15 protein-coding genes are annotated in these 22655 nt (G+C 72.5%); 8 read left to right on the top strand and 7 right to left on the bottom strand.

Annotation, left to right across the window (positions count from 1 at the left end):
- Window positions 1-196 precede the first annotated feature (196 nt).
- Both D7W81_RS06220 and D7W81_RS06215 read left to right on the top strand, forming a co-directional pair.
- Entirely contained in the window at window positions 197-3139 is a 2943-nt protein-coding gene (locus tag D7W81_RS06220; protein WP_120554394.1) for a choice-of-anchor D domain-containing protein, read from the top strand.
- Between the two features lie 84 nt (window positions 3140-3223).
- On the top strand, window positions 3224-4147 hold the full coding sequence (locus D7W81_RS06215; RefSeq protein ID WP_120554393.1) for a metallophosphoesterase: 924 nt from the start codon (window positions 3224-3226) through the stop codon (window positions 4145-4147).
- Here D7W81_RS06215 and D7W81_RS06210 read toward each other — a convergent pair.
- From D7W81_RS06210 to D7W81_RS06195, 3 genes are all read right to left on the bottom strand, one after another.
- Window positions 4137-5252 (bottom strand): hybrid sensor histidine kinase/response regulator, encoded by a 1116-nt coding sequence (locus D7W81_RS06210; RefSeq protein ID WP_208721189.1) that lies wholly within the window; start codon window positions 5250-5252, stop codon window positions 4137-4139. The genes D7W81_RS06215 and D7W81_RS06210 overlap by 11 nt on opposite strands.
- 31 nt (window positions 5253-5283) lie before the next feature.
- Window positions 5284-5910, bottom strand: a complete 627-nt coding sequence (locus tag D7W81_RS06205; protein WP_120554392.1) for a chemotaxis protein CheB — start codon at window positions 5908-5910, stop codon at window positions 5284-5286.
- Between the two features lie 161 nt (window positions 5911-6071).
- Complete coding sequence (locus D7W81_RS06195; RefSeq protein WP_120554413.1) at window positions 6072-6965, bottom strand: phosphatase PAP2 family protein; 894 nt, start codon at window positions 6963-6965, stop codon at window positions 6072-6074.
- Between the two features lie 256 nt (window positions 6966-7221).
- Here D7W81_RS06195 and D7W81_RS06190 point away from each other — a divergent pair, with 256 nt between their 5' ends.
- The 5 genes from D7W81_RS06190 (at window position 7222) to D7W81_RS06170 (ending at window position 16916) form a co-directional block, all read left to right on the top strand.
- Window positions 7222-10467: a PD-(D/E)XK nuclease family protein gene (locus tag D7W81_RS06190; RefSeq protein ID WP_120554391.1), complete on the top strand. Its 3246-nt coding sequence runs from the start codon at window positions 7222-7224 to the stop codon at window positions 10465-10467.
- Entirely contained in the window at window positions 10464-14126 is a 3663-nt protein-coding gene (locus D7W81_RS06185; RefSeq protein WP_120554390.1) for a UvrD-helicase domain-containing protein, read from the top strand. Before D7W81_RS06190 ends, D7W81_RS06185 begins: the two co-directional genes overlap by 4 nt.
- A gap of 12 nt (window positions 14127-14138) precedes the next feature.
- The gene (locus D7W81_RS06180) at window positions 14139-15449 is read left to right on the top strand and encodes an adenylosuccinate synthase (protein ID WP_120554389.1); all 1311 of its coding nucleotides are present in this window, start codon (window positions 14139-14141) and stop codon (window positions 15447-15449) included.
- Window positions 15450-15505: 56 nt separating this feature from the next.
- A complete protein-coding gene (locus D7W81_RS06175; protein ID WP_120554388.1) occupies window positions 15506-16411 on the top strand; it encodes a tetratricopeptide repeat protein in 906 nt (301 codons plus the stop codon).
- A 64-nt stretch (window positions 16412-16475) separates the two neighbouring features.
- Window positions 16476-16916, top strand: coding sequence for a PH domain-containing protein (locus D7W81_RS06170; protein ID WP_120554387.1), 441 nt, complete (start codon window positions 16476-16478; stop codon window positions 16914-16916).
- 10 nt (window positions 16917-16926) lie between these two features.
- On the opposite strand, the gene D7W81_RS06165 is transcribed toward D7W81_RS06170, so the two are convergent.
- Window positions 16927-17763, bottom strand: coding sequence for an FHA domain-containing protein (locus tag D7W81_RS06165; protein ID WP_120554386.1), 837 nt, complete (start codon window positions 17761-17763; stop codon window positions 16927-16929).
- Between the two features lie 130 nt (window positions 17764-17893).
- Window positions 17894-18529, bottom strand: coding sequence for an outer membrane beta-barrel protein (locus tag D7W81_RS06160; RefSeq protein WP_120554385.1), 636 nt, complete (start codon window positions 18527-18529; stop codon window positions 17894-17896).
- A gap of 186 nt (window positions 18530-18715) precedes the next feature.
- Here D7W81_RS06160 and D7W81_RS06155 point away from each other — a divergent pair, with 186 nt between their 5' ends.
- Window positions 18716-19921 (top strand): carbohydrate-binding family 9-like protein, encoded by a 1206-nt coding sequence (locus D7W81_RS06155; protein ID WP_120554384.1) that lies wholly within the window; start codon window positions 18716-18718, stop codon window positions 19919-19921.
- A 9-nt stretch (window positions 19922-19930) separates the two neighbouring features.
- On the opposite strand, the gene D7W81_RS06150 is transcribed toward D7W81_RS06155, so the two are convergent.
- Complete coding sequence (locus D7W81_RS06150; protein WP_120554383.1) at window positions 19931-20191, bottom strand: hypothetical protein; 261 nt, start codon at window positions 20189-20191, stop codon at window positions 19931-19933.
- Window positions 20191-22503 (bottom strand): DNA internalization-related competence protein ComEC/Rec2, encoded by a 2313-nt coding sequence (locus tag D7W81_RS06145; protein ID WP_158621464.1) that lies wholly within the window; start codon window positions 22501-22503, stop codon window positions 20191-20193. The genes D7W81_RS06150 and D7W81_RS06145 overlap by 1 nt, the downstream gene beginning before the upstream one ends.
- Window positions 22504-22655: the final 152 nt, after the last annotated feature.

Raw genomic sequence — 22655 nt, 5'->3', positions numbered from 1 at the left:
CGAAACGTGGAATCTCCTGCTTTCCCGGTTAACCGCCGCGCCCCTGTGTGGGTGCCCGTTTGCCGTGTTGGCAGCGCGACGGCGCCTCGTTGGGACGTCCAGGCACCAGGGTTGCACCTTTCCATGACGACCGGATCCACGAGCAGGGCTGTGTGGGGGGACACCGGTGCCGCGTGTAGGAAGGACGGGACTCTGTATGCGTGGACTCCGATGGCTGGTGTTGGCGGTGGTGGTGGCGGCGGTGACGGCGTGTGAGCGGCCCACTTCACAGCAAGCACGCACGGGCTTCGCCGCGCGGCCGGAGCTCCTGGAGTTCGGCCCCGCCGCGGTGGGCCGCACCAAGACCATGAAGCTGCGGCTGGCGAACCAGGGGCGCGCGCCGTACCGCGTGGAGGGGGCGCGCTCGTCGCTGCCCAACGTCAGCATCCCCGCGTTCGAGGCCTTCACGCTGACGGCCGGCGCGGAGCACGAGATTGAGGTGCGCTTCGCGCCCGACGTGGAGGGCGCGGTGCAGGGACAGCTGGAGGTGTTCACGGACGCCTCCGGCGGCGCGGCGACGCAGGTGCCCGTCAGCGGGCGCGGCGTGAAGGCGCTGGTGGAGGTGCCGGAGTCGGCGCTCGACTTCGGCAACGTGAACCTGGGGCTGGTGGAGATGCGCGAGGTGACGGTGCGCAACCCCTCCGACGTGGAGAGCCCGCTGATGCTGTCGGTGGAGGGCGCGGACGCGGATCAGTTCTCCGCCGGCGCGGGCCTGCCGTCCACGCTGGCGCCGCATGAGACGCGCAAGGTGCCGGTGGCCTTCAGCCCCGTGCGGCTGGGCAACGCGGAGGCGGCCCTGCACGTGGCCGTCTGTGACGGCTGCGAGCCCGCGGTGGTGGTGCTGACGGGGATGGGCGTCGCCGGCGCGCTGGAGGTGACGCCGCTGCGCGTGGACTTCGGCCGGGTGGCGGTGGGCGCCACCGCCGAGGAGCGCATCACCGTGCGCAACCTGGGCAACGAGCCGCTCAGCTACAAGGGCGCGTCGCTGCTGGAGGATCCGTCCGGCGTGTTCAAGGTGGTGAGCGCGCCCGCGCTCCCCAACGACGTGCTGGCGCCGGGCGCGGTGGTGGAGCTGCGCGTGGCCTTCACCCCGCTGGCCAACGGCCGGGTGCGCAACGGCCGCGTGGAGGTGGCCGTGCGCAAGCCCAAGACGACGTCGCCCGGCCCCAAGGTGACGCTGACGGGCGAGGGCGGCGCGTCGTGCGTGGAGGTGACGCCCGCGCACCTGGACTTCGGGCCGGTGGCCTTCGGCATGACGGCCACGCGCGACGTCACCGTGAACAACCACTGCCGCGAGGAGACGTCCGTCGCCGGGCTCCACCTCACCACGCAGGCGGGCGGCTACTTCACGCTCGCGCAGCCGCCGTCGAGCCAGCCGGTGGCGCCCGGCGGCACCCTGAAGGTGGGCGTCACCTTCAGCCCTCGCGCGGGCGTGGGCAGCGCGAGCAGCGGGCAACTGGCCGTCACCTCCACCCAGCGAGGCTCCAGCGCCACGGACGGCGTGACGCTGTCGGGCGAGGGCCGCGCCTTCGCGCCGTGCGAGTACGCGCTGCCCTCGGTGCTGGACTTCGGCCAGGTGCCGGTGGGCTCGGAGGTGGCGCTGGGGGTGACGCTGCGCAACACCGGCACGGAGGCGTGCTTCCTGTCGGCGCTCCAGCTGGCGTCGGGGTCGGACCCCGCCTTCCGCGCCGCGACGGTGCCCAACAGCGTGCTGGCGCCCGGCAAGAAGGCGACGCTCATCGTGCGCTTCCAGCCGTCCACGGAAGGGGAGTTCCAGGGGCTCGCGGAGGGCTGGGTGAGCCACCCCACGCGCGGCCACCCGCTGGTGAACCTGGTGGGCCGGGGCGTGCAGGGGTGCTTCTCCGTGCAGCCCACCACGGTGGACTTCGGCGTCAGCCGGCTGGCGTGCGGCGCGCGCACCCGCGAGTTCATGGCCTACAACGACTGCCCCGGGGACGTGAAGGTGACGGGCATGAAGCTGGAGCAGACCGGCCAGGAGTTCGCGGTGTCCGGAGCGCTGCCGGCCACGATTCCGGCGGGCGGGCGCGTGAAGCTCACCGCGAAGTACGCGCCCGGCGAGGAGAGGGAGGACGCGGCGACGGTGCGCTTCACGCTGAAGGACGGCGCCGTCTACAACGCGGGGCTCGTGGGGCGGGGGATGGACAAGACGGACCAGACGGACCGCTTCGTCCAGCAGGCGGAGGCGCGCGTGGACGTGCTCTTCGTCATCGACAACTCGGGCTCCATGATGGAGGAGCAGCAGAGCCTGGGGGAGAACTTCGCGGCCTTCCTGTCGCAGGCCACCGCCGCGCAGGTGGACTACCGCATCGGCGTCACCACCACCGGCCTGGACCCGTCCCCCGGCGGCTGGGCCGAGTGCCCCGGCGGCGCGCTGGGCGGTGAGAACGGGCGCCTGTTCCCCGTGGACGGCTCCAGCCCGCGCATCATCACGCCGGAGACGCCCAACGCGGCGGACGTCTTCGCCACCAACACGCACGTGGGCGTGTGCCACTGGAACGAGCAGGGCCTGGATGCCACGCACCGCGCCCTGTCGGATCCGCTGCTCTACGACTTGGACGACCCGCGCACGCCCGAGTCCGCCGACGGCAACGGCGGCTTCCTGCGCGAGGACGCGAAGCTGGCCGTCATCGTGCTGTCGGACGAGGAGGACTTCAGCGCGCAGCCCGTGTCCTTCTACGAAACCTACCTCCTGGCGCTGAAGGGCAACGACGCCGCCAAGGTGAGCTTCAACGCCGTGGTGGGCCCGGAGGACCTGTCCACCTGCACCACGTCCAGCAGCTCCGGCAGCCGCTACATGGAGCTGGCCCGGAAGCTCAACGGGGTGGTGGACAGCATCTGCACGCCCAACTGGGCCACGTCGCTGGAGAAGCTGTCGGAGAGCGCCTTCGGCCCCAACCGCACCTTCCCCCTGACGGAGCTGCCCGAGGACCCGGGCGCCATCACCGTCCGGGTGGACGGCGTGCCCGTGACGGACGGCTGGACGTATGACGCGCGCGCCAACGCCATCGTCTTCGAGCGGATGCGCGCCCCGGCCGCGGGCGCCGTGGTGGAGGTGACCTACCCGCTGGGCTGCCCGTAGCCCGGGCGGCCATTCGTCCGTCACCGGAAAGTGGCGAGGGGGGACGACTCGACAGGGCGGGGCGGGAGGCTTTGAGTAAAGGGCATGCCGCAGGACTCCCTCCTTGTCGCCGCGCTGGGTGACATCCATGGCCGCTTCCACCGGGTGGAGGCGTGGCTGGACGCGCTGGAGCAGGCGCGCGGCCGGCGGGTGGACTTCGTGGTGGCGGTGGGCGACGTGGAGGCCTTCCGCCACGCGGACGACCACCGGCGCAAGGCCGCCAAGCGCTCCATGCCCGCGGAGTTCGCCGAGTACGCGGACGGCATCCGCAAGCTGAAGCGGCCGCTGTACTTCATTGGCGGCAACAACGAGGACTTCGTGGCGCTGCACGACCTGCCCGAAGGCGGGGAGCTGGCCCCGGACGTCCACTACCTGGGCCGCGCGGGCCTGCGCACCCTGGGTGGCTTGCGCGTGGCGTACCTGTCCGGCATCCACGCGCCGCGCTTCATCGGCCAGCCGCTGAAGCGGCCCACGTCGTTGGACACCGCGAAGCAGGCGGGCTACTTCCGCGCGCAGGAGGTGGATCAGGTGTCCGCCCTGCGCGACGTGGACCTGCTGCTGGTGCACGAGTGGCCCCGGGGCATCGTGCAGCGGGCCCGCGAGGAGCGGCTGGCCCCCACGCGGCCGCTGCCCTCGCCGTGGATTGGCAACCCGGTGACTCGCAAGCTGGTGGACACGGTGCACCCGAAGTGGGTGCTCTGCGGCCACTCGCACAAGCCCTTCGCCGTGGCGCTGGAGTCGCACGGGCGCACGCTGTCGCGCGTGGCGTGCCTGGACCAGGCGGCCCGGCCGGACACGGCTGTCTTCTGGCTGGAGTTCGAGGGTCGCGAGGCCCAGCGCGCCGGCTGGGGCGTATCCGGTGTCCCCGCGTGGCAGGCGGGACAGCGCTGGGGGCTGCACACGCTGCCGCCGCTGGAGCCGGACGGGCCGCCGGGCAGCGTGCCCGCGGACAACGGCGCTACAGCTTGACGACCTCCACGCCCTTGCGCGGCAGCTCCACGCGGAACTCCGTGTAGGGCCCACTTCCGGAGAGCACCTCCACGCCGCCCTGATGCGCGTGGATGATCTGCTGGACGATGTAGAGCCCCAGGCCCAGACCCTCGCCCCGGCCCCGGCGCTGATTGCCGCCGCGGAACGGGTCGAAGAGGAAGGGCAGGAGGTGGGGCGGGATGACGCCCACGTTGGTGATGGTGAAGCGCAGGGCGTCGTCGTGCGTGCCGTCCACGCGGATGCGCACCGGCTCCGAGTCGGCGCCGTGCTGGAGCGCGTTGCCGATGAGGTTGGAGGCCACCTGCGCCAGCCGGTCCGCGTCCCAGTCCCCCACGAGGTCGCCGTCCTGCTGCACCTCGATGCGGTGGCGCGGCCACGCCGCCTGGTGCTCCTGCACCATGCGCTGGAGCAGCTGCCCGAAGTCCGTCTCTCCCCGGCGCAGCGGGATGCCACCCGCCAGCCGCGCGCGCGCCAGGTCCAGCACGTCCTCAATCATCCGGCCCATGCGCTTGCCGGCGGCCGTCATCCGCAGGGCCGTCCTCTTCACGGCCTCGTCGTCCGAGCGGCGCTGGAGCAGCTCCGCCGCGGTGAGGATGGCGGAGAGGGGGTTTCTCAGGTCGTGGCCCAGCACCGCGGTGAACATCTCGTTGAGGCGCAGGGTCTCCGCGAGCGTGTCCAGATGCTGCGCCAGCTGCTGCTTCTGGCGGTGCATCTGGAAGAAGACCTCCGCCTTGCTGCGCAGCGCGCGCGCCTCCACCGGCTTGTAGAGGAAGTCCACCGCGCCCGCCTCGTAGCCCTTGAAGGTGTGCCGGGGGTCACCCGTGCCCGCGGTGACGAACATGATGGGCACGTCGCGGGTGCGCTCGGAGCCGCGCATCAGCTCCGCCAGTTCGAAGCCGTCCATCTCCGGCATCTGCACGTCCACGAGCGCGAGCGCGAACTCGTGTTGCAACAGCAACTCCAGGGCCTCCGCGCCGGAGTGGGCACAGTGCACCTCCACGTCGTCGCGCCGCAGCACGGCGGACAGCGCCAGGAGGTTCTCCTCCAGGTCATCGACGAGCAGGCACTTCACCCGGAGGGCCACGGACTGGGGCTCCTTGCTGAGAACAGACAGGTCAGATAGCACCGCCTTCTCCCCACGCCCGCAGGACGGCGGGCATCTGTTCAAGAGGAAGCACGAAGTCCACGGGCCCCGCCGCGAGCGCCGCCCGGGGCATGGTGGACGCCTTCGCGGAAGCGGGTGTCTGCACCAGCGTGACGCCGCCCCGCCGTCGCACCGCCTGGAGCCCCAGGGCCCCGTCCGCGTTGGCGCCCGTCAGGAGGACGCCGCCCAGGCGCGCGCCGTAGACGGCCGCCGCGGACTCGAAGAGCACGTCGATGGAGGGCCGGGAGAAGTGCACGGGGGCGTCCGCGGACAGGGCGAGCGAGGGGCCGTGCGCATCCCGGTCCACCACGAGCAGGTGGGAGTCCGGGGGCGCGAAGTAGAGCGTCCCGGGCTGGATGGGCTGCTTGTCCGCCGCTTCATGCACGGACAGTGCGCATCGGGGGGAGAACACGTCCACCAGCAGGCTGGGCCGGTCGCGCGGGATGTGAACGACGACGAGCAGCGCGGGCCGGAAGTCGCGGGGCAGGGTGGGCAGGAGGTGCGACAGCGCGTCCACTCCGCCCGCGGACGTCCCCACGACGATGGCGTCGACGCGGTTCGCGGGCGGTGACGCGGAAGGCTGGCGCGAAGTGGGCATGAGCGGCGGAGGCCTCTGGCGCTAACGCGGCCTCGTCTGCGGAGAAGCGTAGGGACTCGCGGGTCCCCATGCCCAGGAACCCCTTGTGACAAAGCGACGCCGTGAACAATCCCAGCGCGGCGCTGAAGTGTCGTCTGGTGCGCGCCCGGCGGCGGGCGTGCCTAGAAGGCGCCCGACAGGCCCACCATCTGCGTCCCGAGCATCGGGTTGACCGACACCGTGGACGCTCGCGTGGTGGGGGAGGGCGTGTCGTCCACGCGGCCGTGCAGGAGCAGGGGCACGGCGACGCCGAACGCGGTGCCCAGCAGGGCGCCGGTGAGCACGTCGGAGAGGTAGTGCTTGTCCGCGCCCATGCGCAGCAGGCCCACGGACGCGGCGAGCGGCAGGCCCACGCCCCAGACGATGGCCTGGTGCTTGTAGCCGCGCATCGAGGCCACGGTGCCGGCGGACACGGCCAGGGAGAAGGCCAGGTTGGTGTGGCCGCTGTAGAAGGACAGGTTGTTGTCGGTGGGGTGCGCGGTGAGGCCCTTGTCCGCGTCCGGCAGGACATGGACGAAGGGGCGCTCGCGGCCCACGGCGAACTTCACCGCCTGGTTGGCGACGGAGGCGAGGACGGCGCTCTGCACCATGATGGTGGCGTCCTGTGCGAAGAACTCCGTGGGGGCGCCGCTGCTGTGCCCCACGGCGTACTGGGTGCCCATCAGCGCCAGCGGCAGGCCCGCGAAGCCCACGATGTTGCTCCAGGTGTCCGCGCGCTTGCGCGACGCTTCGGTGTTGCCCGCGATGCCGCGGCCCCAGCGGTCCAGGCGGTTGAGCCGGTCGGTGCCATCCGGAGCGCGGTCGCACCAGCGGCACTGCGCAGGGGCCAGGTTGTCCTTGAACACCGTCTCGCTGGAGATCCACAGCACGCCCGCCGTGCCGGTGATGATGCCGTCCCGGGTCCAGTTGAAGCGCAGCGCGCGCGGCGCGTCGGAGGCGTCCTGCGCGAGGGCAGGGGACAGCGGCGCCAGCAGGAGCAGGCAGAAGGTGACGAAGGTCCGGTAGGAGGCAGGCATGGGGCGGCAGAGCATAAGGGCGCTCCACGCTTTTGCCGCAATCCGTGACGTGGGGCCGGCACGCCCGGCTTCGGGTCCGGAGCCGTAAGCGCCTCCGGGTTGAACGTCGCTGTCCCGGGTCGGGTAGAAGGCGCGCGCCCTCGGACTTCCCGGGTTCCGAGGGCAGCAGGCGGGCGGACAACGGGCCAGGGTGTGGGAATGCGCTGAAAGGAGCATGAAAACGGCGCCCCTGGCCGTTCTAGAGTCCTCGCCCCGCATGCCCCGCCCTGGCCGCACACTCCACGTCTTCCCTGATGCCGCGCGCCGCCAGGCTGCCCTGCGGGCGGAGCGGCGTGCGCGGGGCATCGCCGTGGGGACCCACCTGCTCACGTGGGACGACTTCGTCCACGCGCTGGGTGGGGCGCGCGAGCTCAACCGTCGGCCCTGTCCCGCGATGACGGCGCGGGCCGTGGTGTCCGGCCTGGGCGGCACGCTGGGCACCACGCCGTTTGGCGACTACGTGCGCGAGCCTGCCTTCGCGCGCGCCGCGGCGGACGTGCTGCTGGACCTGAAGGCGGGCCGGCTCTCCCCGCGCGAGCTCCAGGACGCCGCGGAGGTGCTGCCGCCGGAGCGCCGCACCCGCGCGAGGGTCCTGGCGCGGCTCTATCACCTGTACGAACAGCGGCTCGCGGAGCTGGGGCTCGCGGACCGGGAGGACGTGCTCCGGGGCGCGCGCGAGGCGCTGGACCGTGGCGCGTGGCCCACGGGCTGGGACGGCGTGACGGGGCTGGTGCTCCACGGCGTCTACGACGTGCGCCCGTCGAAGCTGGAGCTGCTGATGGGCCTGGCTGCGGCGTGCGAGGCCCGGCGCGTGTCGCTGCGCGTGGAGACGCCGGTGGGTGGCTCGCCCGTGGCGGACGCGGCGCTCGCGGCGCTGTTCCGCGCCTTCGAGAACCGGGGCGAAACCATGCCCCACGTGGACCTCTTCAAGGCGGACGTCACCTTCGAGGGCCGTCCCTTCACGGACCTGGGCCGGCACCTGTTCTCGCCCCGCGCCGCGCGCGACGTGCTGAAGGACGCGGTGGACGGGCTGTCCGTGTGGAACGCGACGTCCGCGCGCGAGGAGGCCCGCGTGGTGGCCCGCGACGTGCGCCGCCTCATCGACGCGGGCAGCGCGCCGGGCGACATCGCCATCGCGTACCGCGACCTGGGCCCGGAGGCGGGCTGGCTCGCGGAGGCGCTGGGGGACCTGGGCGTGCCGGCGCGCCTGCCCTGGGGTGAGCCGCTGGCGCTCGCGGGGCCGGTGCGCCTGGCGCTGGAGCTGCCGGTGCTGACGGAGGACGGCTTCCCGGCGGAGCGCGTGGCGGAGCTCGTCTCCAGCCGCTACGTGCCCTCGCTGTCGCGCGGAGGACCGGATGCGCCCGCGACCCTCTTCGCGCTCGCCGCCGCGCGCGACGACCGCCTGGGCGCGACGCGAGGCAAGGGCGCCTACGACGTGCGCCTGGACGGGCTCGCGCGCCGGATGGCCGCGCAGGGCGGCAGGCGCAAGGAGGACGCGGTCAAGGTGATGGCCGTGCGCGCCCTGCGCGACCGCGTGATGCGGCTCATCGACGAATGCCGCCACATCCCGCAGGAGGCCCCGGCCGCGGAATCGGTCGCCGCGTGGTGGAAGGTGGTGGAGCGGCTGGGCCTGCTGGACTCGGCGGGGCCCAGGGAGTCCCACGAGGCCGGGGCGCTGGGCGCGCGCATCGAGGACGCGAGGGCCCGGGACGACGCGGCGCTCGCGGCGTTCCGCCAGCGGATGGAGGCGCTGCTGCGCTCGCTCCAGGCCGTGGGCGGAGGTCCCCGCATCACCCGGCGCGTGCTGGGCCGCTGGCTGACGGACGCGCTGCGCGACGTGCACCTGCCCGCGCGAGGCCCGTCCACGGGCGCGGTGGAGGTGCTGGACCTGGCGGAGGTGCCGGGCCGCACCTTCCGTCACCTCTTCGTCGCCGGGCTCACGGAGGGCCGCCTGCCCGGGCGCGATCCACCGTCGCCGCTGCTGGGGGACGCGGAGCGGGTGGCGCTCAACCAGCACCTGACCCGCGACGTGTTCCGCCTCACCGGAGGCGAGTTCGACGACCGCGCACCCTGGCGCCTCACGGAGGACCGGCTGCTCTTCGCCAGCGCGCTCGCGGCGGCGGAGGGCACGCTGAGCCTGTCGTTCGCGGTGAAGGCCGCGGGTGGACAGGAGCAGGTGCCGTCCGCGTTCCTGGAGGAGGTGCGCAGGCTCACCGGCCACAAGTGGGCCACGCGCACGCTGCCGCCGGTGTTGCCGCTGGACGAGGTGCTCACGCTGCCGGAGCTGCGGCGCACCGTGGCGCTGGAGGCACTGGCGGGCCTGTCGTTCCCGAACCTGCGCGTCACGGAGCCCGACCCCGCGGGGCAGCTGCTCAAGGACCGCTTCGGCACGGACGACTGGTTCCGCACCGCGCGCGAGCTGGCCCACATGGAGGCCGCGCGCCTGCGCTTCTTCGGCCGCGAGGACGAACTGCCCGGCGAGTTCACCGGCGGCGTGCAGGGCCCGGCGCTGGAGCAGAAGCTGCGCGAGACGTTCCACTTCGGCCTGGAGCGCCCGCTGTCCGCGAGCGCCCTGTCGAAGTTCGGCAACTGCGGCTTCCAGGGCTTCATCGCGTACGGCCTGAAGGTGGCCGAGCCCGTGGTGGCCAGCGAGGAGTTCGACGCCCGGGGCCGCGGCACCTTCTGGCACCGCGTGATGGAGGAGGTGTTCCAGGCGCTGAAGGAGAAGAAGCTCCTGGGCCAGGCGCCGGAGGACATCCCCGACGACGTGCTGGAGAAGGCGGTCAAGAAGGCCAGCCGGCACTTCGCGGAGCTCAACCACGTGGGCCACCACGAGCTGTGGAAGCTCGCGGGAGAGAAGGCCCACGCGATGGCCCGGCGCATCCTCGCGGATCCGCGGCGCGGCCTGCCCTTTGATCCGATGGTGCCCGAAGGCTTCGAGCTGCGCTTCGGCCCCGCGGCCGACGACAAGCGCTGGAGCGACGTGAAGCTGATGGTGGCGGAGGACGCCATCGTCTTCGAGGGGCAGATCGACCGGCTGGACACGGCCTCCGGGGAAGTGGGCGTCATCGACTACAAGACGGGCCGCCTGGACAAGCGCACGCTGAAGGAGAACCTGCTGCGCTCGGACTTCCAGCTCCCGCTGTACCTCTACGCCGCGCGCGTGGCGGGCCACGTGGGCGCGAAGAACGCGGCGTGGTTCTCGCTGCGCACCGGCGACGCCATCCACCTGTCCGCCGTGCTGCCGCCCGCGGAGCTGGAGGACCTGCTGTCCACGGATCCGGAGGTGCGCCAGCGCGTGGCGGACGCCGCCGGGCTCAACCTGCCCAACGCGGTGGAGGACCTGGTGCGCCGCTTGCGCAAGGGAGACTTCCCGGCGCGGCCCAATGACTGCGGCAAGTGCGGCTACCGCGCGGTGTGCCGCATCACCGAGCGCCGCATCTCGGACGAGGGGAGCGGATGAGCGACACCGCGCCCCACATGCTCGCGCTGGAGAAGAACCTGGCCCTGATGGCGGGTGCCGGCGCGGGCAAGACGTACAGCCTGGTGACGATGACGCTGCACCTGTTCGCGGGAGCGCGGCAGGCAGAGCCGCTGCGTCCCTCCCGGCTGTGCATGCTCACGTTCACGGACAAGGCCGCCGCGGAGATGCGCAAGCGCGTCCGTGAGCGGCTGGACGCGCTGGCCCAGGGGGACGTGCCGCAGGACGCGGAGAAGGACCTGCGCGCGTCACTCGCGAGGCTGGACCGTCCGTTCCCCACGCAGGACGCGTGGCGCAAGGTGCGTGAAGAGCTGGGCGCCGCGACGGTGGGCACGTTCCACTCGCTCTGCGGTCAGCTGCTGCGCCGCGCACCGCCCGCGGTGGGCATCGATCCCGCCTTCGAGGTGCTGGACGAACTGGAGGCCGCGGGCCTGCTGGAGGACGTCACCGAGCGCGTGGTCCTGGACGCGCTGGAGGGCGGCGACGCGCGCGTGCGCGAGCTGTGCGCGGAGCTGGGCTTCTCCGGCTCCGGGTTCTCCGACGGGCTCGTGGCCGCGCTGATGGACGTCTACGGCACGCTGCGCGAGGAGGGCCTCAAGGCCGCCACGGCGCGCGTGGGTGACGGCGTCGCGGACAAGGCACAGCTCGAAGCGCTCATCGAGGATTGCCGCCGCCTGTGCCTGGAGGCGCGAGCGCAGGACACGAAGGGCGAGTGGAGCGGCCTCCTGAACGCGTGCGAGCCCGCGTTGAAGGGGATGACGCCGGACACGTTCATGCAGCCGGGCCACTTCCCGCTGCTCCGGTCCGTGTTGCTGTCGGAGCCGCGCAACCTCGTCAACCTGCGCAAGGGCGCGGGCGCGTGCTTGAAGGAACTGCTCTGGAAGGTGAAGGGCAAGAGCGACGGCTCCGTGCGGCGGCTGGAGGATGCCTATGCCGCGTGGCGCACGGCCCCGTTCGAGGCGACCTTCCGCGACCTGCTGGGTCAGGTGGAGACGCGGCACGACGCGGAGCTGGCCCGGCGCAACGTGTTCGACTTCACCTCGCTGCTGGTGAAGGCGCGCGACCTCCTGCGCGACCATCCGGAGTTCCGGCAGCAGGTGCAGGAGCGGCAGGGCGCGCTGCTGGTGGACGAGTTCCAGGACACCAACCGGCTGCAATTGGAGCTGGTGCTGCTGTTGTCGGAGCAGCGCGAAGGGGGCCCGCGCGAGCTGGCGCCGGACGCGGACCTCGTGGCCTCGCTGCCGCTGGAGCCCGCGTTCCTGTGCGCGGTGGGTGACCGCAAGCAGTCCATCTACGAGTTCCGCGGCGCGGACGTGTCCGTCTTCAAGGTCCTGGCGGACAAGATCGAAGCCGAGGGCGGCATGCGCGGCTTCCTCCAGAACAACTACCGCTCGCTGCCGGGCGTCCTGTCCTTCTTCAACCGCGCGTTCGCCGGACTGCTCGTGGCGAAGGAGGAGACGCCCCGGCCCTTCGAGGTCGTCTACGAGCCCGAGACGGACGACCTGTCCCCCACGCGCCCGGAGCTGGCCGAGGGACCCGTGGTGGAGCGGCTCACGTTGCCGGAGGCCGACACGGCGCCGGAGCTTCGCGAGTACGAAGCGGACGCGGTGGCCCGCAGGCTGCGGGTGATGCTCGCGCCGGATGCTCCGCCGACGGTGATGGCGGAGGACAAGAAGGGCCTGCGTCCCGCGCGCGGCGGCGACGTGGCCATGCTCTTCCGGACCTTCACGCACCTGGAGGAGTACCGGCAGGCGTTGATCCGCCACGGCGTGCCGCACCGGGTGCTGCGCGGCCGGGGCTTCTACGGAGCGCAGGAGGTCCGCGACCTCGCCTCGTTGCTGGCGCTGCTCGCGGACGCGGACGACGCGCTGGCGTTCGCGGCGGTGTTGCGCTCGCCACTGGTGGGCTTGTCGGACGCGTCGCTGTTCCGGCTGGCGGGGGACCTGCCGCTGTCGCTCGGTTCGCCCCGGCTGGAGGACCCGGAGGTCCGCGCCGCCATGTCCGCGCGTGAGCAGTCGCGGCTGGCGCGCTTCCTTGAGCTCATCCCCGTGCTGCGCAAGGAGCGCGACCGGCTGGGCGTGCATGCCCTGCTGCAAGCCGCGCTGGAGGCGACGGGGTACCGCGAAGCGCTGGCGGGCTCGCCCTACGCGGAGCAGGCGAGCGCCAACGTGGAGAAGCTCCTGTCACTGGCGGCGCGGCGGGACGAACGCGGCACGGGAGGCTGCGTGGCCTTCGCGCGAGAGCTGCGCCAGCTGGCGGACTCCGACCCCAACGAGGCGCAGGCGGACCTGTTGGACGAGGGCGACCCTCGCGCCGTGCAACTGCTCACCATCCACCGCGCCAAGGGCCTGGAGTGGCCGGTGGTCGTGGTGCCCGGGATGGGCGGACGCCGCCGCACCACGTCCGCCCGCGCGTACTTCGAGCGGTCCTTCGGCCTGGCCCTGCGGCCCTGGATGCCGGACTCGCTGGACACCTTCACCTCCGAACGCTTCGAGTCCGTGCGCGCCGAGCTGAAGGCCCGCGAGGACGCCGAATACCTGCGCCTGCTCTACGTGGCCCTCACGCGCGCCAAGGACCTGCTGGTGCTGTCGGGCGGGGAGGAGAAGCGCGCGGGCACCGACACGTGGTGGCACCGCGTGGACCGCCGGTTGGACGTGGATCCGGACCTGCGTGCACTGGCCAACGACGTGGACGTGGAGCAGCTGCCTCCGCCCGCGGATCCGGAGCCGCCCACGGAGGCGCAGCGGGAACAGGCACGGATCCGCATCGAGTCCGCCCTGGAGCGGCTGTCCCTCGATGAAGCGTCTGAAGAGCGCTTCACCGACGCCCGGGCGGTCGCCTCCGTGCGCGCGGTCCAGGACTTCCTCTCGTGTCCGCGCCGCTACCACCAGCTCCACCGGCTGGGGCTCGCCGTCGGATCCGAACCCTGGGAGGCCCCCGCGCGGGCCGCGCCCCTCTTCGTTGAGTCCGAGGGCTGGCTGCCCGTGGAGCGGCCGGACCAGCTAGTGACGCGGTTGTTGCGGGAGGTGGACCTGTCGCTCGCGGGCCCGGACGCGGAGGCCTCCGAGCGGCGCGCGCACCTGGAGAACCTGCTGCGGAGCGCGGGCCGGGATCCGGAGGAGGACGACCTGGGCGGCGTGCTCGACACCGCGGAGCGTTTCCTGGGCACGGTCTTCGCCCGCCAGCTCGCGGCGGCGCCCGCATCCTCCATCCACCGGGGCCTGGACTTCGTGCTGGACCTGGACGACGGCGCCAGCGTGGAAGGGGCGGTGGACCTGCTCTGGGAATCGCCGGACGGCGAGGCCGTGGCGGTGCTCCTGCGCCCGGGCGCCCGTCCCCCCCGGGGCCCTGCCGCGTGTGTCCATGAGCTGACGGCCCTGTCCCTGGCGTCTTCGCGCATGGTTCGCGAAGGGGTGCCGGTGCGGGTGGGCGTGGCCTTCCTGGGGGACGCGTCCCCGGAACCGGAATTCCTCCCGGCCGGATCCGCTGACGCCGGGGCCGTGCGCCGGTTGGCCGAGGGCGTCCGGGCCCTGGTCCAGGCCGAATGTTCAGGATCATGGCCGGGGTGGGACAAGGCAGCCTGCCAGGCCCTTCACTGCGGCTTCGCGGAACACTGTCACCCGGCCCCTCCCGCGTGCTAAGCGGCGGGCACCATGCCGAATGTCGTCGTCATCGGAGCGCAGTGGGGAGATGAGGGGAAGGGCAAGGTCGTTGACCTTCTCACCGAGCACGCCCAGGTGGTCGTCCGTTTCCAGGGCGGCAACAACGCGGGCCACACGCTCGTGGTGGGGGGACAGAAGACCGTCCTGCACCTGATTCCGTCCGGCATCCTTCACCCGGGCAAGACGTGTGTCATTGGCAACGGAGTGGTGGTGGATCCCGCCGTCCTCGTCGGGGAGATCGACGCGCTCAAGCCGCGCGGCTTCCTCAAGGATGACGCGCAGCTGCTCATCTCCGACAACGCCCACGTCATCTTCCCGTGGCACAAGCTGCTGGACAGCTTCCGGGAGAAGGCCCGTGGCGGCAGCGCCATCGGCACCACGGGGCGGGGCATCGGTCCGGCGTACGAAGACAAGGTGGCCCGCCGGGGCATCCGCGTGCGCGACCTGCTCCACCCGGAGCGCCTGCGCCGTCGCATCGACGAGCGCCTCCCCGCCGCGCTGGAGGAGCTGAAGGACCTCTGCGCCCAGGCGGGCGTGGACGTGCCGCGCCTGGAGACGCCGCAGATCCTGGCGGAGTTCTCCGCCCTGGGCGAGCGGCTGCGCCCCTACGTGCACGACGTGTCCCTCTTCCTCTCCGAGCAGGTCCGCCGCGGCGCCCGCATCCTCTTCGAGGGCGCGCAGGGCACGCTGCTGGACGTGGACCACGGCACCTATCCGTTCGTCACCAGCTCCAACTGCGTGGCGGGTAACGCCGCGGTGGGCTCGGGCCTGGGGCCCACGGCCATCGACAAGGTGATGGGCATCAGCAAGGCGTACACCACGCGCGTCGGCGGAGGCCCGTTCCCCACGGAGCTGAGCGACGAGCTGGGGGACCGGCTGCGCAAGGTGGGCGACGAGTTCGGCGCCACCACGGGCCGCCCGCGCCGCTGCGGCTGGCTGGACGGCGTGGTGCTGCGCTACGCGGTGCGCGTCAACGGACTGTGGGGCCTGGCGCTCACCAAGCTGGACGTGCTCAGCGGCATCAAGACGCTCAGCATCTGCAACGCGTACGAACTGGACGGCCAGCGCGTCACGGAGCTGCCCGGCGACTACGAGGACCTGGCGCGCGTGAAGCCCATCTACGAGTCGCTGCCCGGCTGGGATGAGAAGATCGCCGGCGTGCGCACCTTCGACGAGCTGCCGGAAGCCGCCAAGCGCTACGTGCGCCGCGTGGAAGAGGTCAGCGGCGTGCCCGTGGTGTGCGTCTCCGTTGGCGCCGACCGCGGCGAGACGGTGCTCCTGCAGAACCCCTTCCGCAGCTAGGAAGGACGCAGGCCGAAGTGGTCCTGGCCCGCCGGGGGCCAGGACGGGAGAGGGACATGGTTCGCACGCGCAGCTTCCAGCTCGGCATCTCGGCGGTGGTGTGGCTCGGCACGATGGCGGTGCCGGCCTGGGCGCAGGGGACGAGTGCTCAGCCCCCGGCTTCGGCGGCGAAGCCCGCTGCTCCGGCCGCGCGCGCGCCGGCCCCTGCCACCGACACGAAGCCCGGCCCCGCGGAGGCTCCGGCCCAGCGCACGTCGCAGGCCGTGCTGGCGGCCACGCGGATCCGCGACGGGGACGCGCTGATGCGCGAGCGCCGCTACCGCGAGGCGGCCTTCGCCTTCCTCGACGCGGAGCACGCGGCTCCGGATCACGTGGAGGCCCGCTTCAAGCTGGGCAACGCGCTGGCGGTGCTCGGTTACTACGCGCGCGCCATCGACGAGTGGGAGGCCGCGTCGCGCCTCACCCAGGACGCGGCCATCCGCCAGAGCGCGCAGGACAACATCACCCGGGCGCGCACGAAGCAGGCGGAGGCCGGCGCGTCGCCGCAGGCCGTGGGGCAGCTGCCCGGTTCAGGGCCGGTGGCGGACACGACGCGGGCCCAGGCGCGCCGCGCCTACGAGCAGGGCGTCCAGCACATCAGCCAGCGCGCCTACGCGCCCGCGCTCCAGACGCTGACGCAGGCCCTGCAGCAGGAACCGCTCCTGACCGTGGCGTACATCGCGCGGGGCAGCGCCAACATCGGGCTCCGGCGCTACGCGGAGGCCGCGGCGGACTACCAGTTCGCGCTGAAGCTGGAGCCGGAGTCGGCCTCGCCGCTGTACGGCCTCGCGGAGGCGTACCGCGCGCTGGGCCGCAACCTGGAGGCCCGTGACCTCTACGAGCGCTACGCGCGCTCCACCGCCGCGGACGTGCGCCCCGAGCTGAAAGAGGAGTCCCGCCAGAAGGCCGAGCGCCTGCGCTGACCGCCTGCCTGGTGTGCAGACGGGCACCTCTGGAGGGGCTGTCCGGCCCACTATTTTAAAGGGCATGGACGGACGCGATCGGACGGTGGAGGGGAAGCAGCCGCACCAGGTCTTTCGCCCTCGCAAGGTGCTCGCCGCGTTGATGGCGGCGGCAGGCTTGCTCTGGCTGGGCGTCTTCGCCTGGCTGTTCCACTTCGACGGAGTGCCGTTGCAGACGTTCCTGTCCGCGGCCTTCTTCGTCGTCTTCTTCGCGGTGGCCCTCGCCTACTACGGCCGCACCCGCATCGAGGTGGACGCCCGGGGCATCACCTGCCGGGGCATGGTGCGCACCCGGCGCTTCTCCTTCGCGGACATCCGCAAGGTGGACATCCTCCCCGGGCCGGTGACGGTCTACGCCATCCGGGGCAGCCAGGGCTTCGTGCACTTCACCAGCTTCTTCCGGCACCACCAGTACCTGGCCCGGCTCCTGGTGGAACGCGCGGGCCTCTCGCCGCTGCCGGCGTAGGGCACTCGGGTCAGCCTGCCGCCGCCACCCAGGACGCGGCGAGCAGGGCTCCCAGGGCCAGCGCGACGGCCCCAGCGATGATCCACCCCTCCAGGCGCCGTGGCTTCCCTTCCGGAGGCCGCGGCATCTCCGTTTCAGCCAGCGCCTCCGTGGCGGCCACCGGCTGGGGCACGGGCAGGGCCTCTCCAGAACCCTCATCGAACGCCGCCTGGAAGCGGAGCAGCGAGCGCCCCAGCTCCACGACGTCCCCGTCCGCCAGCGGCCCTGGGGCCTCCAGCCGCACGCCATTGAGGAACACGCCGTTGGGCGTCCCCAGGTCCTCCAGCACGAAGCCAGTGCCTTCGCGGCGGATCCGCGCGTGCATCCGGGACACGGCCCGGTCGCGCAGCCGCAGGGCCATGGCATCGCCCCGGCCGATGTCCGTGCACGCCTCCGCGAGCGCGTGACAGCGGCCCACGTCCAGTCCGGTAAGGCAGGTGAGGGTGGCGGCGCGGGACGGAGGGGCTTCCGCATCCGTCAACAGGCCCTTGAGCACCGCGACGGTGCCCACGGCGCGCGGTGGGGCGCTCGGCTCGGCGAGCACGCGCAGGCACATCCCGTCCGGCAGGCCCAGCACCTCGCCGGGCACCACCAGGCGCGACACGCCGGGCAGCACGCGCACCGCGTTCACGGTGAAGCTGCGCACCGCCTCCACCATGAGGCGCCCGGAGCCGATGCGCAGCGTCAGCAGTCCCGGAGGCAGGCCCTCCAGGTGGACATGGTCATCGGGGCCGCCGCCCAGCAGGTGGTGGCCCTCGGTCAGCTCGAACGGGGTGGGGGTGCCCAGGTGCTCGAATTCGAAGCGCATGCGAACGTCCGGCAGCAAGCGTCACGCCTGCCACCGGACGTCGCGTTTTCGCGAGGTTGCCCCCCAGGCCCCATCCATCCCCGGCCTCCCATGTCCGGAGGCCGGGACGGCTGGGGCCATGGCCTTCCGTTTAGAAGGTGGCGCCCACGTTGATGGTGCCCATGTAGCGGCCGCCGCTGCTGAACGTCTCATCGCCGCCCAGGTCCACGTCGGACGGCGGCACGGTGAGGGCGAACTCCTGGTCGAACAGGAAGTTGTAGTTCACGCGCGCGTCCGCGGTGAACTTGCCCAGGTGCAGGCGCAGGCCCGCACCCACCGGCAGGTTGCCCACCGTGTCGTCCTGGAAGCCCGGAGCGAACGCGCGCACGTTGTAGCGGCTCAGGCCCACGCCGCCCATGATGTACGGCTGGATGGGCGTGGCTGACAGGCCCAGCGTCACCGCAGCCTGCGCGCCGTTGCGCACGATGTCCGGCCCGTTGGCGTTCGTCGCCAGCACGCTGCCGGTGTTGAACTCGCTCATGGCGCCCGTGTAGCCCAACTCCAGGCCCAGCACGTTCGTCGGCTTGATGGCGATGGTCACGCCGTAGGCCAGGCCTGGATCAATCTGGTCGCGGAGCCCGCTGGTGTAGCCTTCCACACCGCCGCCCACGAGGAACGTCAGGCCCCGCATGTCCGCGGACCTGCGCAGCTCCGTCGAAGCCGCCTGAGCGGAGCCCGCCGCCAACACCGCTACCGCCGCCGCACCGGCCAACAATCCCTTGCTCATGTGGTCCCCTCCCTGTGTTGGACCGAAAAGTGGGGTGCCCTTTCGTCCATGCCAACCGGGCCTCGAGGGGCCGCAGGCTCGGCTGCCCTCCCTTGCGGACGGGTAGCCCATGCATGGGAAGCGCGCTGCCCCACGTGAGGAAGAACGCTTCCCGGAGGACGGGGAGGGGTAGACTCCGCGACTTCGATGCGCCTCCGCTCCCTTGCCCTCGTCCCGCTGCTGTCGTCCTTCCTGTTCACCACCGGCGCATGCCGGGATGAGCAGGCGGGCCCTGCCCACCGCGCACCCAAGCTGCCCGCGCCCATGACGCTGCGCACGCTCGACGCGGCTCCGGAGGGGCTCACCTTCCGCAGCGGCGCCACGTTCGCGGGCGGCGCCGTCGTCTACCTGGGCTCACGCGTGACGCCGGAGCGGCCCGCGCCGGGGCAGCCGGTGCGCATGGCCCACTACTTCCAGGCCGTGCGCCCGCCGCCGCGAGGGTTCCACTTCTTCGCGCACGTGGTGGATCCGGAGAGCGGCCAGATGCTGGCCAACGCGGATCACGAGTTCCAGGACGGGGCCGCGCCGCTGGAGACCTGGCCCGTGGGCAAGGTGCTGGAGGACGTGCACACCGTCGCCATGCCGGCCGCTCCCGCCCGTGTGGTGCTGGGCTTCTGGAGCGACGACGAGCGGCTCACGGTGGATGATCCGCGCCAGCAACTGGGCGACAACCGCGTGCGCGGCCCGCTCCTGGGCGGCGAGCCCCCCGCGCTGCCCGAGTACACCGTCACGCGCGTGAAGAAGGCACCGGTCGTTGACGGCGCGCTGGACGACGAGGCGTGGAAGGGCGCGAAGCCGGTGACGCTCGTGGGCAGCTTCGATGGCCGGCCTTTGCGGCTGCGCACCCAGGCGCGCATGGTCTACGACGACGCGAACCTGTACGTGGCCTTCGACGTGGAGGACCCGGACATCTGGGGCACGCTGCGCAACCGCGACGACTCCATCTACGAGCAGGAGGTCGTGGAGGTCTTCCTGGACGCCAACGCGGACGGGCGCACGTACAACGAGCTGCAGGTGTCCCCGCACAACGTCATCTTCGACGCGTACTTCCCCGCGCGGCGCCAGGGCATGGACCTGTCGTGGGACTCAGGAATGAAGACGGCGGTGAAGGTGCGCGGCACGCTGGACGACGCGTCCGACCGCGACGAGGGCTGGACGGTGGAGATGGCCATCCCGTTCAACCGGCTCGCGGAGGTGCCGCACGTCCCGCCCCAGCCGGGCGAGCGCTGGCGCTTCAACCTCTACCGGTTGGAGCACCACGACCGCAGGCAGGTGGAAGGCCAGGCCTTCTCCCCCCTCTTCATTGGTGATTTCCACGCCCTGCCGCGCTTCGCGTGGCTCGTCTTCCAGTAGGAGGACGCGCTACGCGTGGGGCGTGATGTCCCACGGTGCGTCCGCGACGGAGCGCTCCGCCGGGTCGCCCAGGAAGCGCACGAAGCCCCGGGACTCCAGCGTGTCGACGAGCTCCTCGGCTTCCAGCTCGGAGAACCGGTTGGTCCGCATGTCGAGGAGCAGGTCGCGCATGAGGGACTTGCCGCGCAGATAGCCCACGGGCTCGCCCGGTCCAAGTCGGGCCTTCAGGTCAGCGGTGAGTTGCCGCAGATCAAGGTCATCGGAGATCATCACCTCTCAAGCTGGGCCCGCTCCTCGCTTCCGGCAACGGGGAGGGGACTGGCATTCACGCGCGGCAGGAAGGACACCAGGCGGACGTCCTGACCGTCGCTCTCCAGGGTGATGGCGCCGTCCTGGTCGGTGCGCCAGCACTCGGTGCCCAGGGCGCGGTAGCGCGCCTCCACCTCGGGATGGGGAAAGCCGTAGCGGTTGCGCCGGCCCACGCAGAACACCGCGTGACGCGGCCGCGTGCGCTCCAGCAGCGACGCGGTGGACGACGTGCGCGAGCCATGGTGTGGCACCTTCAATACCGTCACCGGCCCCAGCGCCTCCTCGAGCGCGGCCTCGCCGTCCGCCTCCACGTCGCCCGCCAGCAGGACGGTGACGTCACCATGGCGCACGCGCAGCACCACGCTCCGGTCGTTCGCGCCCTCCATCAGTTCCCGGTCCACGGGCGGCCCCAGCACCTCCAGGGTCGCCTCGCCCAGGACGAACGCGGGATGCCCCACCTGCACCTCCTCTACCTGGGCTCCCTTCGCGGCCGCGACGATGCGCCGGGACAGCGGGCCGTCCGTGCTTCCCGCTGAAAGCCACAGGCGTTCGGTGGGCACCTGGCCCAGTGTCGACACCAGCCCGAGCGCATGGTCCGGATGCGGATGGGAGAGCACCGCGAGGTCCAGCCGTGACACGCCCTGCGCCTTGAGGAAGGGCAGGACGAAACGCTCCCCGGTGTCCGCGCCTTCTGGAACGCCACCCGCGTCCACCAGCGCATGGTGCCCCTGGGAGCGCAGCACCACCGCGTCTCCCTGGCCCACCGAAAGGAAGGTGATGCGCAGCGCGGGCTCCGGAGCGAGCACGGGCAGCAGCAAGGCGCCCAGCACCGTGCCCGGAACGAGCACGCCCAGCCAACGCCAGCGTCCCACTCCCAGCGCCCAGCCTCCCAGCCCCACCGCGTACGCCCCGCCAAGCCACGGTCCCAGGCCAGGCACCTCTACCGCCGCGAAGGGCACGGCCGCGAAGCCCCGCGTCAGCATGAGCAGCAGCTCCGATGCCCAGGCCCCCGCCCACAGCACCGGGGTCGCCACCACGGGGACCCCGACGAAGAGCGCCGCACCGCCCGCCGCGAGCCCGGTGAGCACGCCGCACAGGGGCAGGGCCACGATGTTGGACACGAGCCCCGCCAGGCTCACCCGGCCGAAGGCCGCCGCCACCACGGGCAACCCCACGAGCGTCGCCGCCGCGCTGGCGCACAGGGTCTGCGCCACCGTCTCGCGCGCCTGGGCGGCCCACCGTTTGAGCCGGCGCGGTTCGGAGGGATCCGGCGGGGCGAGGGGCAGGGCCTCGCGCAGCGCGGGCGACAGCAGCACCAGCCCCAGCACCGCGAGGAATGACAGGCGCAGTGACAGGTCCACGACGCTGGAAGGCGCCCAGGCCACCAGCACCAGCGCCGCGAGCGACAGCCCATTGAGCCCATCCGCGCGCCGCCACAGCGCCAGGCCCAGCAGCACCGCCGTGGCCATCACCGCCGAGCGCACCGCGGGCGCCTGGTTGCCCGTGAAGACCACGTAGGCCCAGACGAAGGGCACCGCCGCCGGAGCCGCCCACCGCCGCGCCTCCCGCGTCCGCCATCTCCCGCCCAGCCGCACCAGGCCCCGCCGCAGCAACGCGAGCGTCATCAGCGCGAGCGCCGCCACATGCAGCCCGCTGACGCTGAGCACGTGCGCGAGCCCCGCCCGCGAGAACGCATCCTCCCAGGCCGCGTCCAGGTCCGCGCGCTGTCCGGCGGCCAGCGTGAGGAACAGCGCCGCCGCGTCGGGTGAAGGCGCCACCGCGTGCACCGCCGTCGTCAGCCGTCCCCGCACGTCCTCCAGCGCGAGCCGCCACGAAGGGGCAGGGGAGAGCACCAGCACGCGCCCCGGAACGAACCCGCCCGTGAAGGCCACGCCCTGCCGCCGCCGCGACGACGCGAAGTCCCGCTCGCCCGGATTCGAAGGCGGGGCATCCGGTGCGAGCCGCGCCTCCACCCGCACGCGCTGCCCGGGTTGCAATTCCAGACCTTCACCCCGCCCGGAAAGGCTGGCACGAAAGCGGGCCGCGACCAGGGAGTCTGGAATGGACCCTGCCCGGGCCACCGCGAGCCGCAGGCGGACGGCTCCGTCGAAGCGCTCCACGCGCTCCAACTCTCCCTCGAGCACCGCGCCGCCGCCCTCCCTCAGAGAGGGCGGCACGTCGACCCGCGCTTCAAGACCGGAAAGCCCCGCGCCCGTCAGGGCCAGCGCGCCCAGCACCGCCAGGTGCGCTCCAGGCAGCGGACCGAGCGCCATGCCCAGCCCTCCCAGACAAAGCGCGCAGAGGAGAAATACCCCGGCGAAGCTCTCTGTTCCGGTTGGCCAAAGGGCGCCGAGCAAGAGGCTCAGCGCTGGAAAGAACAACGGACGCGCACCCAGGTCGCGCCACCCATAACGAACCAACACCC

Origin of the sequence: Corallococcus aberystwythensis (assembly GCF_003612165.1) — a bacterium.
Classification (GTDB): domain Bacteria; phylum Myxococcota; class Myxococcia; order Myxococcales; family Myxococcaceae; genus Corallococcus; species Corallococcus aberystwythensis.
This window is presented reverse-complemented; position numbering and strand designations above follow the sequence as displayed.

What these genes read in the sequence shown, in the direction of transcription:
- D7W81_RS06190 (WP_120554391.1), top strand. Translation starts at nt 7,222, where the DNA reads ATGCCCCGCCCTGGCCGCACACTCCACGTCTTCCCTGATGCCGCGCGC.
- D7W81_RS06195 (WP_120554413.1), bottom strand. Translation starts at nt 6,965, where the DNA reads ATGCCTGCCTCCTACCGGACCTTCGTCACCTTCTGCCTGCTCCTGCTG.
- D7W81_RS06150 (WP_120554383.1), bottom strand. Translation starts at nt 20,191, where the DNA reads ATGATCTCCGATGACCTTGATCTGCGGCAACTCACCGCTGACCTGAAG.
- D7W81_RS06220 (WP_120554394.1), top strand. Translation starts at nt 197, where the DNA reads ATGCGTGGACTCCGATGGCTGGTGTTGGCGGTGGTGGTGGCGGCGGTG.
- D7W81_RS06205 (WP_120554392.1), bottom strand. Translation starts at nt 5,910, where the DNA reads ATGCCCACTTCGCGCCAGCCTTCCGCGTCACCGCCCGCGAACCGCGTC.
- D7W81_RS06145 (WP_158621464.1), bottom strand. Translation starts at nt 22,503, where the DNA reads ATGGCGCTCGGTCCGCTGCCTGGAGCGCACCTGGCGGTGCTGGGCGCG.
- D7W81_RS06180 (WP_120554389.1), top strand. Translation starts at nt 14,139, where the DNA reads ATGCCGAATGTCGTCGTCATCGGAGCGCAGTGGGGAGATGAGGGGAAG.
- D7W81_RS06175 (WP_120554388.1), top strand. Translation starts at nt 15,506, where the DNA reads ATGGTTCGCACGCGCAGCTTCCAGCTCGGCATCTCGGCGGTGGTGTGG.
- D7W81_RS06215 (WP_120554393.1), top strand. Translation starts at nt 3,224, where the DNA reads ATGCCGCAGGACTCCCTCCTTGTCGCCGCGCTGGGTGACATCCATGGC.
- D7W81_RS06170 (WP_120554387.1), top strand. Translation starts at nt 16,476, where the DNA reads ATGGACGGACGCGATCGGACGGTGGAGGGGAAGCAGCCGCACCAGGTC.
- D7W81_RS06155 (WP_120554384.1), top strand. Translation starts at nt 18,716, where the DNA reads ATGCGCCTCCGCTCCCTTGCCCTCGTCCCGCTGCTGTCGTCCTTCCTG.
- D7W81_RS06160 (WP_120554385.1), bottom strand. Translation starts at nt 18,529, where the DNA reads ATGAGCAAGGGATTGTTGGCCGGTGCGGCGGCGGTAGCGGTGTTGGCG.
- D7W81_RS06165 (WP_120554386.1), bottom strand. Translation starts at nt 17,763, where the DNA reads ATGCGCTTCGAATTCGAGCACCTGGGCACCCCCACCCCGTTCGAGCTG.
- D7W81_RS06185 (WP_120554390.1), top strand. Translation starts at nt 10,464, where the DNA reads ATGAGCGACACCGCGCCCCACATGCTCGCGCTGGAGAAGAACCTGGCC.